This window comes from Bacteroides xylanisolvens XB1A, from assembly GCF_000210075.1.
Classification (GTDB): Bacteria; Bacteroidota; Bacteroidia; order Bacteroidales; family Bacteroidaceae; genus Bacteroides; species Bacteroides xylanisolvens.
The window spans coordinates 1620661-1632816 of sequence record NC_021017.1 but is presented as its reverse complement, the minus strand read 5'-3'; the positions used below and the strand labels follow the sequence as shown (position 1 = coordinate 1632816).

Below are 12156 nucleotides of genomic sequence, written 5' to 3'. Positions count from 1 at the left end.
TGTTTTAATGATTGGTGTCTGGAACTGGTTGAGGAGTTATACTATAGACATTTACTGAATGTCCCTGTATAGTGTCGATAATATTAAAGAAAAACTTGTTATCTCCCTATATGCCAAAGGAATGAGCGTGTCAGACATAGAAGAGGAGATGCGTGAAATCTATGAGATAGAACTGTCCACATCAGCTATTTCCATCATCACGAACAAAGTCAACCAGGCTGCTCAGGAATGGCAGAACCGCCCTTTGGATCCGGTCTATCTCATCGTTTGGATGATTCTACCTATTTTGACTTTTCAGCCTATTAATTGTTTTGGTAACTTCGTTCATTAGCTTTTGATTGGAAGTTCTAAATGTGTTAAGTTCTTTGATTATATCTGCTTTATTATAGTATAAATTATACCAGCCTAATGTTTCAGCAGCCAATATGCGAAGTTCTTCTTCTTGGCTTTCATTTTTTATAATGTTCAGTAATGGCTCAATAGCTTTAGCAATAGGTTTATTTCGGAACCTACTTATTTCGCTTTGTATCTGTTTGGTAGTACTTTCCGGACTGTCAATAAGTGCAAAATCTCTTTCAAGTCCTTTCTTTTGGCGAGGAAGGTATTCTAACAATTCATTCACATAGGAAGAATCGTAGAAAGACCAATCGGCAGCCTGTTTCTTCAATTCATTCAAAGCCATATCATGGTCGAACGTGTTGATAGCACTAAAAATTCTGAAACGATGGCGGTTTTCATGTCCGCGTAATAAATAGCTTTCTATCCATGCCGGCAACAATTCCGGATTGCAATTCTTTTCAACGTATTCCACCGCATAACGACGGATCAGTTCATAACTGTCGTTCATGGCTGTCTGCAATACATCGGCAACCTCTGTCGGATAGTTCAAAGCTAATAGGCGTAATGCTTCCAACCGCACAACGAAATAGTTCGATTCGTGGTAACTTTTCTTCAGCAACTCAACGAGACCACTATAATTTGCCATTGACAATTGACGGAGCGCCATTGCCTGCATGTCAGCCATAGGGGAATTCAGCTGTTTTTTCCAGAATGTAACATTTCCTTCCTGCGCAACTAAAGCTTGGTTGATGTCCATATCCAGCCCGGCATTATTGGTGAAGTGAAAAGTCGGGTCACCGATCAGATGATTTTCCAAGAAGCAGGTAAAACGAGTGAACTGCCCGATGCGCATACCGGCAGCTAACAAGCCGAGAAATTCATCCGGCCATTTATCTTGAATGGTGTTAACCGTACATCCCATAGTAGCAATGGTCTTACCCTTATTGAATATATAAGAGCCTACAATGTTGTCATCCAAATGGAAAGAACCGTTGAAACAAGCATCGAACAATATAAAACGCGCATTAGGAGTCAAAAGACGAATATCTTCAGTATAGATATCCATATTACGGTTTACAATGGAATCCGATTTTATTTTCTCCTCATCGAAAGCTTCCGCACACCAACTTTCAGGCACCCCATACTGCTTGGCATATTCTTTGATAGCAGCTTCACGCCCATGTTTCTTGGCGTATGAAGGCACTTTGCTTCGCAAGAATATTTTGGCATTCTCAATACTCAAATTAATACCGGAACCATTTTCATAGCCATTGATATACTGCATGGTGGGGCCACCGTGGTGATGGAATAGCATGACATCTAATCCTTCGCGCTGAATCTCGTTCAAGTATAATGGTTTCATCGGATAGCGCATGTTAAAATCATAGAACTTCACTGTATTACCCGATTTGAATATTTGCGGCAATTGCTCACGTAAGGCTATTTGCTCACCGCTCCATGCCAAAGGATCTTCAGAATTGTAACCATGGCCACGGGCCATAGTCAGTTGGTCAAATGCATTTTGCTTTGCTTTTTCGGCAACTGCCTTTTTTAAGTAATCGCGTAGCATCTGATAACGGTTCTCACCTTCTAAATGTAATGGACGGATACGGGCCGAATAAATATCCGGTGAAATATACTGTTTAGAATCAGCACGCAATGTCATATAATGATAGTCAGGTATCAAACTGTCTTGTTTAATATAATCAAATTTTAATCCGAAGTCATCATAATAACGGTCGGAAGGAACGCTTGATTTCTGCCAATTGGCTTTGGGAGACCTTTTGAAAGCCGAAGATAGATGATGTGCATCACGAATCATTGGAATAGGGATGTCACCTATAAATACGCAACCCTCCAAAGGCGTTTTCTCATTCTCATGCAATTTGACAAGTTGCTCACGAATAGGTTCGGGCCTTTTCCAATCATCAATTAGCAAGTAAGTACCTAAACCTTCTTTTTCTATACTGGTACGATAAGCATCAATTTCACTTTTCGCTTCATCATAACTTTTCTGATCGACTACAATTGCAAAAGTAGTCTTTGTTTTTATACTAGGATGTACAACTGTTTGCGCCTGCATATCCTGTAAGCACAAAGCGGTAATTGCCAAAAGGATGTATTTATTCATATTTATAAACTTAATCTTTTGATTGTCTGTTCAAGCTCTGCTTTTAAATCTTCCGGAAGATTGGCTGTTTGTTGCATCTTCTTTATTTCTTCAAGAATGTGTGGCCGTTGTACAGAATTAGTAAACCAACCTAATGCTTCGGCCATTACTACACGTACTTCCTGTGGATTACCGGCATCACGAATTACATTCAAATAATCATCCACGTGGAAATGGAATGTATAGTTACGCACATTGCGGATTGCACTGATACGTTTTGCTTCCGGTGCAGCTACATCCATCAAGGTCTGATGGACTTTTGCCTCTTGTACAAACATTCTTTCCAGGCTTCTTAGTAATCGTTTTTTCTCTTCGTTTTCATTCAAACGGTCAACTTTTGCATAAAAGTCTTCTATTGTCTTTTCTACTTTCTCTTTCGGATAAAGGCTTAAAGCCTTGTTGGCACTCATTTGTACGCGTAAGCGTTCATTATGTTCGACCAATGCTTCCACAATAGCGGGCAATAAGGAATCGTCACCTACAAATCCAGCATAAATGGCACTTTGGCGAGCTACCATTTCATAAGTATCGTTCAAACCTTCGCGTAATGCTTCGATGAAGTTGTCGTCCTGATAACGGCTCAACAACTTGATAGCTTCCATACGAACCGTATTGAAGCCACTTTCCCGGTACTTCTTCAGGAGCAACGGAGATAATTCCTTTTGGGTATCGGCGTCAGCCAGCATACGCATGGCCAAACTTTGTACATCAGCGTATGGGCTGTTTAACAAATTCTTCCAATAGGCTTTGTCATCTTTGTGTATTGTTATATCGGTACTTAAAGTATTGGCTTCGATAGGAGCAAAACGGAAAGTGGGATCACCAAACAAATGACCTTCAAGTGATACGATTAGCTTATTGTATTGCCCGGCTCGTACACCATGGGACAACAAACCAATCATTTCAATAGTCCAGCGGTCTTGCAATACGTTACGGGTATTTCCTTGTGCTACTAATGTCTGACCGTCATTAAAGATATATTGTCCTGCTATATAGTCGTTTTCGTGAAAAGAACCGTTGTAGCACGCATCAAACATTATCATCTTCGGATTAGTGGAAAGATTTCTCTTCATTAAATCTTCCGTTACGATACGTTCATCAGCGTAGTGAAGAGAGTCTGCTTCCCAGAACTTAGGATTGTCCAGGTCTTTAAAAAACACCTCATTCACTTGTCGTTTTTCCTGCATCTGAATACGTAAGGTGTCTTTGTCACGTTTTCCAACATGGGACATGACTGCATTATAAAGTGTACTCTTCAACATTTTATAACGATTATTGAAATCAGTGCATGCCAATTCATCATTAATAAGCTGCCCTGTTGGCATTCCATGTTCATGAAACATAAATAAGTCAAGGTCCTTTCGTTGCAATTCGCTGAATAACTTATATTTCATAGGGTGTTTCATTCGGAAGTTCCAATGTTTGAATCCCATTTGACGACCAAAAGCTAATGGAAAGTTCTCCATATAAGCTTTTTCGTCATCCATCCATACAATCAGGCAATCGGAATTGTAAGAAGCACCATTGAATGAGAATACCCGATCTAATTGATTATGCTTATCTGCCTTGGCAGCAGCAGCTTTCTTCAGATATGAGGCAATGGCCGCATATTTATCCCCTTCCTTTTTTTCCGGATACTTGATACGAGCTGAATAGAAAGTAGGATTTAGCCGCTGGGGACTGTCTTCTGTCAATTTGTAGTAGAAATGCTGATGATTTACTGAGTCTTGCCTGATGAACTCAAACTTTAAGTTCAGATCATCATAAAAGCGGTCGGTAGGTACGGAAGACTGATCCCAAGGAAAGGCTTTCTCATTCATTTTGAATGCAGTAGTCATGTGTTGCGCATTACGTACCAATGCGACAGGCACATCGCCGATTAAAACCAGACCTTCCAATGAAGGGCATTCTTGATATGTTTTGATGATTATCTGTTTGACTTGATCTGGATTTTGCCAGTCACCGCTGATCAGATAAGTTGCCAAACCATCATCTTCAACCGCAGTTTTGTACTGATGCATGGCATCTTTGGTATTTGCATAAGTTTGGTTATCTGTTATGATAGCAAAAGCGGTAGGTTGTTTGACCAATGGCTTTATGACTGTTGTTTGTGCATTTCCTGCCAATGGCAAAAGAAATGCCAGATATATTATTTTTTTAATCATGGCCAATTAATTTTTAAGTCTGTAATATGTACGGTCGGCTTCTTCACGAAGGTTCTCGGATAAGCTCTTATCTTTTCTCAGTTGATCGCATACCCGAAGGATGTCAGGCTTCCGATAAGAATGAGTGAACCAAGCAAAAGCCTCCAATAAACAGGTTTTTAGCTTTTCACTTTCACTGGAGTCGGTAAGTAAAGCCAAGAGGCCGTCTACACAGGCATGTGCCATATGATTTTTCAGAGAATTGCAATAAAGGATGCGCCAACGTTCGGAAGTTTCTTTGCTTAATAACTCTTTTTGCATGCTACGACTATTATTGGCATTCTCCAAAACCTTACGCATCTCCTCCTTGTCTTGCAACACATAGGTCCCAGCCATTACTTTATCAATTGCCGCCTGTACGGCTGCCTGATCAAAGACTTGAAGCCCCAAACTCACATTAAATGCCACACGCTCGGATAGGTTGTCTTCTACATAGGCTTTGATTTGCGGATAAACATACTCGTTCAGTCCCACATGTTGCATCATACGAACAGAGGTGCGACGAATAAATTCATAGGAATCCGTAATGGCCAAGTGTAAGACTTCCCGGAAGTTTTTGTCACTAATCTTCTCAAGCAATGCCAAGCAGGTGAAACGTACCATCATGAACGAGGAAGTTTCAAAAGTTTTTCTTAATAAATCAGAAATACCCGGATAGTCATTGCGATAAAGGTTGTGCAAAGCAAAATTCTGTATGTCGGCATAGGGCGACTGTAATAACTCCAACATGCGGGACTCGCTATATGGTTCTTTGAACAAAGCATTGGCATCTACCTCATTGATAGATTGAAAACGTAGAGTAGGGTCACCGGTAATGTGCGATTCGAGAATATTCGTCAATTTAGCCCATTGCCCCACTCGTGCTCCCATACCTAACAGGCCGAGCATCTCGTTTGCCATTTTATCTTGCAGTACATTGACTGAATTGGCAAAAGTAGTTACGCATTTTCCTTCCGACATGATATAACGTCCGGCAATGTAATCTTTTTCCCGGAAATCACCATTATAGCATGCATCGAAAATTACCATACGGCTATTAGGCTTAAACTCTGTAACTTCCGACAGGATAATACCGGTGCGCAGGTCTAGTAAAGAATCTTCTGCAATTACTTTGGGATCATCATAGCCTGCAATCCAAGTAGTGTCCAAACCGTATGTGTTTTTCATCATATCCAGCATTTCGTCGAAAGACTTTTTGTTGTTTTGCTTTCTACGCGCTAAACCACGATAATAGTACTTCATTGCATCTACATGAGCATTCCACCTATTAGTAGCGGGACTACCGGAAAGATATTGACGTTCGGGCATACCATGCTCATGAAAAATAGACAAGTCCAGATCTGTGCGTTTCAGCATATTAATGACATCGTCCTTGGGATAATCGCTGAAATTATAACGGATGAAACGGGCCCGTCCCTCTTTATCGAATACGCCCGGCATTTGTTCGCGAATAGTAAAGGTTTCCGGTGTCCATGCAGTCAATGAGTTAGAGTAAGAGCCATCACCTGTATAGGAGAAGAATTGGTCTAATTTATTGTTTATCTGGTGCTCAGCCACCACTTTTTTAAAATAGCGGCTGATTTGCGCATGCGGTTCTTCGCCGTTATCAACAGCTTTGACACGTGCAGAATATATGTCACACCGAATTTGCTGTGGAGATTTTATAGCCAAATTATAATAGAAGAAATTATTTTCGACACTGTCCTGTTTCAAAAAATCGAATTGTAGGTCGAAATCATCGTAGAAACGGTCGCTGGGCACTGAAGAATCTCTCCAGTCATTGTTTTTCTCATCCATTTTAAAAGCGGAAGTCATATGCTGGGCTTTGCGGAGCATTGGAATAGGGATATCACCGACAAATACCACTCCTTCCAATTTATCCTTTTTGTAGAGCTTAACAATAACTTTCTTTACATCTTCCGGTTTATTCCATTCATTGTATACGATGAACGTAGGCAACCCTTCCATTCCTAGAATCTCCTGATAGGCTTTAAGCTCGGCTTCACAAGCCTGAAATGTCCCTTTATCTGTAATTACAGCAAAAGAGGTGTCCTTTACTTTCACAGCCGGTTTAACAAATGTCTGTGCCCGCAGAGATAATATGCTGCAGAGCATCAAACTTCCAGTTATTAATTTACGCATGTTTTGTAATATAGATTTCGTTATGTAGCATTAAAAATTACATCCTAAACTTATCGATAAATGAGTACGCCCATCATAATCATAGTCAGAGGTATTTACACGATCGAATACAACTTTTGCAAATAAGTTCATACGTCTGTTTTCTCTGACTTGTTGCGAATACGTTATCGACCCGCCAATACGATAGTAATCACAGGTATAATAATTAGTCAGCCCTTGTTGTAATTCGGTTACAGTTGGATAGTCTGCATGGCTGCCACCATATACATATTCACCTCCCAGATTATTGTTATACGCAACATGAACATCTATTAAAAGCCTGCGATTCAAACTATTGCCTAAAACAAAATTTTTTTTGCCACCTAAGCCTAAAGATAAATTTTCTGCATTCTGTACAGAATTAGGCATTAAATATTCATCGTCTTGCTTGGTATAATTCACATTTAATTCTGCTTTCCAACTATATTCATTCCCGCGGTTTCTGCTTAATGCATAATTAAGAGAAGCGGTTTGTGCCTTGTACGTAGAACGGATGTTATTATATAATTCCACCCAGCCACTTTGTGATTCAGAGTTATCGCGTTGAGAAATATACTGAATACCATTGATGTTACGATTTGTATATGTGGTTCTCATATAATTGGTATAGTCCTTTCCTTCCTGAATCATCGTTAAAGAAACATGAGCAGTTTTATCTTTTACACCGGCTATTTTTTTAGGAGTCGTATAGCTCTGCTGAACAGTTTCCGCTTTTACATCGTAACTGCCCTCAAGCAGTAAATTGAAAGAGGGCATACTGAAGTTGTACTGGAGAGCTCCACCGAAACGGTCTCCAATATAATTGCTGGTTACACCGCTGCCTATTCCTTTTATGGCTGTTCCCAAACCGTATAATATATAATAGTCCTGATCCACATAAGAGTTGACATTACTCATTCTTGAGTCTTCCTTGATAGAACTATACTTGAAACTTGCACCAAACTTGTGTGAATTATTCAACTTGTAAGTAATCCCCGGCGTCAGTCCCAGCGTATAAAAACGGGTATCCACACGCGGGTCGCGCTGTTTGGCAGCTAATGTAGCTACATAATTACCTTCCAACCCCAATGCCCAATGATTACCAAGTAAAGGAGTAGCTGCACGAAACTTCAGATCGTAATATTGATTTCTCCATTTGCTTAAGTGCTGGTCTGCGACATAGTAAGGCATTCCCCTGAATGGATCGGCAATGGAGGCGTTATATCCGGCATCTGTCAGATTTTTTTGTGCAAAATTAAATGCTCCCCACACATATGCATTTTTCAGATTGATAAAGCCTTCACTGGATACACCTACGATAGCCTCTTTCTGCCCCTCTTGCGGACGGCAATAGTTTCCGTCCTGTAAGTCATATCCCAATATAACATTCGAATAATTCTGAATATCATCGAATGGCATACCGGCAGCATTCTGTGAATGAGACCATAGTCGTCTTGTTTTCAATTGTTCCATAGCGGCGGGAGAGAAGCCCTGTGCCGCTCCCACCATACTTACAAGGCAGGCTATCATTACCAGCAGGCAGCTTTTCATATAGTTCATATATTGTTTTTTCATTGTTCTGTCTTTTTAGTTAATTATTACAATGTGTGATTCCATGAAGGCATTTTTGCTCCATTACGACGCATTACAGGAACAACGCCACGTTCAAAGTCATCCGTACTGTTGTTTGTATCCTGATATATATATGTACCTGTTTCTTCGCGAATAATAGGATTACCTTCTTCGTCTGTGGACAATTTGCGAGCAATACCTAAACCGCAATAAGTAGCTCCTACCCAAGTAATACCTGCATCAAGTACACCGGGGACACGTTTTGCATTCATCTTTGACTCATTGTTTACTGCTTCAACAGCATCCAATACATATTTAATAGGTATTTTTGCATAATAAACATTGCTGTTCGGTTTGCTAAGATCTGTTGTCTTCATATTTTCATCGTTGACCGGATCCCAAGCTTCTCCTTCAGGAACACGAAAAATCACATAAGCACCTCCGAATACGGATGTCAAATATTGTGGTATACTTCCCATCTCTGCTTTTCCTTGGTAGAAAACATGTTGCATATCATAAGCTGCCTGGTCAGGGAAGTTTGGATTATTCATATTAAACTCAAACTCAGAACTACTGCCGTCTATAGGACTTTGAGGGTTATAGATGTCCAACTGATGGTTAGCGGCAAATTGAGAAATGATGCAAGATTCACCTGGCGCTAACGGATATTCGGTTCCATTTCCTGGAAATTTCCACACACGTTCTCCATATGCATAATTATTACCGTCCGCTTCCGGCCAAATAGGTAATTTAGTGGTAGCTGTACCCGGAGTTAAATTTGCGAAATAAATACCGTCCAAATACAAAATGTCAGCAGAGTTATTGTATATCTCATAGAACTGGTCTCGGAAATAGACTCCTCCTTTTTCCGGACGGCTACCGCAATAATAAATCTCCTTGAATATTAATGGGCTCACTTTAAGCCCTTGTACTTCAATATTCAATGCGCTACCATGCTTAAATAATGCCGCATTTACAGAATTGCCATTGATGTAGTATTCATTGTTTTCTGTATCGATCGCTGTACCGGATACTGTTACCGAATAAATTCCGGGGATAATTCCGTCAACTTTCACACTATTATCAGTTACTTCTTTTACATAATGTAAATCTTCATCGTAATTGTCGAACTTTACAGTCAGATCTTTCAGTGTGGATATATTTTCAACGGTAATATCCAAATATACATCCACTGTGATAGGATTCACTTCTGCTGTGCCAGACATGTCCCTGAACGAATCGCATCCTATCAAAAGGGTACTTGCCAATGTAAACAAATATATTAAATATTTTTTCATAACTTCCTAAACATTATAAAGTGAGTGATAATTCCAGCCCAAAGAAAAATCGGTTATTCAATTGAATATATGAACCCGGATTACGTTTGGATTCTCTGCGCGGATAACTTCTGAACATATTGTTGGCAAAGAAAGAAACACGTAGCATATTGCTAATTTCTTTAGTTACATTCAAGTTAAAACAAAAATAAGGACTGTATGATTCTTTTATAGCATTATTATGACTTACATTATTCAACATATATCCATATCCTGCATCCTTTACTTGCTGGGTAGTGGTATATTTCCCCTTGGGAAACATATTTACAGACGCATCTTCCAATGCTAAATAGCCCACAGGTATAGAATCGTTTCCAAATGTATTCCAATTAGACTGCTGCCAAATAGCTTGTGCTGTCATCGTAACAACAAAACCGATACGCGGGATATTGTGAGTGGCACGTAAAGTCGTTACAAATTGTTGTTTGTAACTTGCATTGCCTTCTTGAGAATAAATGGCCACCGGTTTACGGGCTGAAGCAGCATCTTCGCTATTGTCATAGAAGCTATAACCCTGACGCCAACTCTTAGTACGCATCCATGAGCCATTTATTTGGAAGGCCGTACGGATAGCATCAATACGTCCGATATTCAAATCAAATTCTAAACCTTTAGTTTCTATATTTAAATTATTAGTTGGTTTTGCATAAGTAGACAATACCGGTAGGCTACTACTAAGCTCTATCCCGTTTTCTGTGCGCTGGTATTCATTGTAGATAAATGTATTGAAGGTGTTGAAGGTTTGGCTCATTACATAACCATCCTTCAGACGCTCCTTATAAGCTATTACATTCAGATTGGTTTTACCCACTCGTAAATTAAAACCGACTTCTGCTTTATGATTTTGGGCAATCTTCAAATCTGAGTTATCTACTTGCCGAACTTCTGTGGTAGTCATAAACAAGCGCTGGCTTTCCGGAATATTTTCATTGGTAAGCTCATTTATATTGATATATTCAAAATATGCATTTTCTGGATATAAATAGAGAAGAGAAGGCATCTTTGCAGCAATACCGTAACCTCCCTGAAGACTTAATAGATTCGGAATCAAATCAATGGATGCATTTACACGTGGCGAGAAAATGCCTCCTACTACTGAGGTATGATCATAACGCACACCAGCCTGAATGTTCAAATCATGCGTACCGCTTATGGACCATTTGAAATTATCTTCCACATATGCACCAAATTGGTTAATGAAAGGAATATCCTTATAGTTACGTGGACGGAAAGATGAATTATGACCGTATTGACTACGATAAGGAGGAGTACTTGGGTCATAAGTTTTTCCTTTACCAACGTTACCGTCACTCCGGAAATCCGCACCAATCAAGATGCGGTTGTTTACATGACCGCTCGCCTTGAATAGAGAACTCGTCACTTTAGCAAACAAATTAACTTCACGACTATCGATCTCATAGTGTCCCAAATAGCTGCTTGGTAGATAAACAGCATAATGATTTATGTCTTCCGGTCCAAAATTAGTAATTTGATTACCATTGGCATCATAGATATGCTGACCTGCAAAGTTACTAAGTACCGCACCGTTTGTAGTGGTCATGGAATAAGGAGATGTAGCAGAACTGTATACGGTTTCATAATAACTGTCTTTATCCATATACGTACCTGACAATACATAGCGTAGTGTTTTTAACCAGCCCTTATTTATATTCCATGTACCATTGGTATTCAAAGTAAAACCTATATCGCGGCCTTCCGAAGCTGTTTTAGTTTGTTCATCATCAGGATTACGTTCACGTTGATCCTTACCATAAATAAAATCAAAGCTGGAATTGGTACGTAACTTATTATTAAAGAAAGTATTTGAATAGAGCAACTTTGTTGTGGCACGCTGATAGTGCTGGTAACTGGATATTGGATTATTCGTATTATAAGCATAATCTGCACTTACATTTAAAGCGCCTTTCTTTTTTCCAAGTTCAAAACCGGTTCCCATAGACACCTGATAGATATTGGGATTGGCTTTTGCTTTGACACGTAGCGGCTCACGACCAGCTTTTGTATTAATAATTACTGCTCCTGAGGTCAGATCACCATATTCAACAGAAGGGATACCACGAACGATTTGTATAGACTCTATATTTTCAGTAGAAATACTACGAACATCGGTTCCACCAGCCGGCGAGGCACCTCCGGCCAATGAAGCGGGTGTTTCCGTACCACTTAATACCGTAGGGCTCATCGCAGATAGATTAGCATTATTTGAGATGGGGGGCACCATCACGAATTATTGCGGTGCCCATAGCATTCATCGGAGCTTCCGGACCACTGGAACTGGAAACTTGACGGATGTTAATCTGTTGTGCCGAACTCATATCTTGATTCTGTGAAATTCCACCTGGCATCAATGACA

At 39.9% G+C, this 12156-nt stretch carries 5 protein-coding genes and 2 pseudogenes; 1 reads left to right on the top strand and 6 read right to left on the bottom strand.

Going from position 1 to position 12156, the window contains the following annotated elements:
- Nucleotides 1-100: 100 nt before the first annotated feature.
- A pseudogene (locus tag BXY_RS06715) lies at nucleotides 101-274 on the top strand (transposase); the annotation flags it as partial.
- Nucleotides 275-277: 3 nt separating this feature from the next.
- Here BXY_RS06715 and BXY_RS06710 read toward each other — a convergent pair.
- The 6 genes and pseudogenes from BXY_RS06710 to BXY_RS06685 all read right to left on the bottom strand — a co-directional run.
- Nucleotides 278-2470: a hypothetical protein gene (locus BXY_RS06710; RefSeq protein WP_004311265.1), complete on the bottom strand. Its 2193-nt coding sequence runs from the start codon at nucleotides 2468-2470 to the stop codon at nucleotides 278-280.
- Between the two features lie 2 nt (nucleotides 2471-2472).
- A complete protein-coding gene (locus BXY_RS06705) occupies nucleotides 2473-4674 on the bottom strand; it encodes a HEAT repeat domain-containing protein (protein WP_004311266.1) in 2202 nt (733 codons plus the stop codon).
- A gap of 6 nt (nucleotides 4675-4680) precedes the next feature.
- Entirely contained in the window at nucleotides 4681-6855 is a 2175-nt protein-coding gene (locus BXY_RS06700) for a HEAT repeat domain-containing protein (RefSeq protein ID WP_015531519.1), read from the bottom strand.
- A 30-nt stretch (nucleotides 6856-6885) separates the two neighbouring features.
- Nucleotides 6886-8448, bottom strand: a complete 1563-nt coding sequence (locus tag BXY_RS06695) for a DUF6850 family outer membrane beta-barrel protein (RefSeq protein WP_015531518.1) — start codon at nucleotides 8446-8448, stop codon at nucleotides 6886-6888.
- A gap of 23 nt (nucleotides 8449-8471) precedes the next feature.
- Nucleotides 8472-9743: a DUF4876 domain-containing protein gene (locus BXY_RS06690; protein ID WP_004312956.1), complete on the bottom strand. Its 1272-nt coding sequence runs from the start codon at nucleotides 9741-9743 to the stop codon at nucleotides 8472-8474.
- A 13-nt stretch (nucleotides 9744-9756) separates the two neighbouring features.
- Nucleotides 9757-12156 (bottom strand): annotated as a pseudogene (locus BXY_RS06685) (TonB-dependent receptor plug domain-containing protein); the annotation flags it as partial.

Bases quoted from the DNA above. Each gene is read 5' to 3' on its own strand.
- BXY_RS06710 (WP_004311265.1), bottom strand. From the start codon at position 2,470: ATGAATAAATACATCCTTTTGGCAATTACCGCTTTGTGCTTACAGGAT.
- BXY_RS06705 (WP_004311266.1), bottom strand. From the start codon at position 4,674: ATGATTAAAAAAATAATATATCTGGCATTTCTTTTGCCATTGGCAGGA.
- BXY_RS06700 (WP_015531519.1), bottom strand. From the start codon at position 6,855: ATGCGTAAATTAATAACTGGAAGTTTGATGCTCTGCAGCATATTATCT.
- BXY_RS06695 (WP_015531518.1), bottom strand. From the start codon at position 8,448: ATGAAAAAACAATATATGAACTATATGAAAAGCTGCCTGCTGGTAATG.
- BXY_RS06690 (WP_004312956.1), bottom strand. From the start codon at position 9,743: ATGAAAAAATATTTAATATATTTGTTTACATTGGCAAGTACCCTTTTG.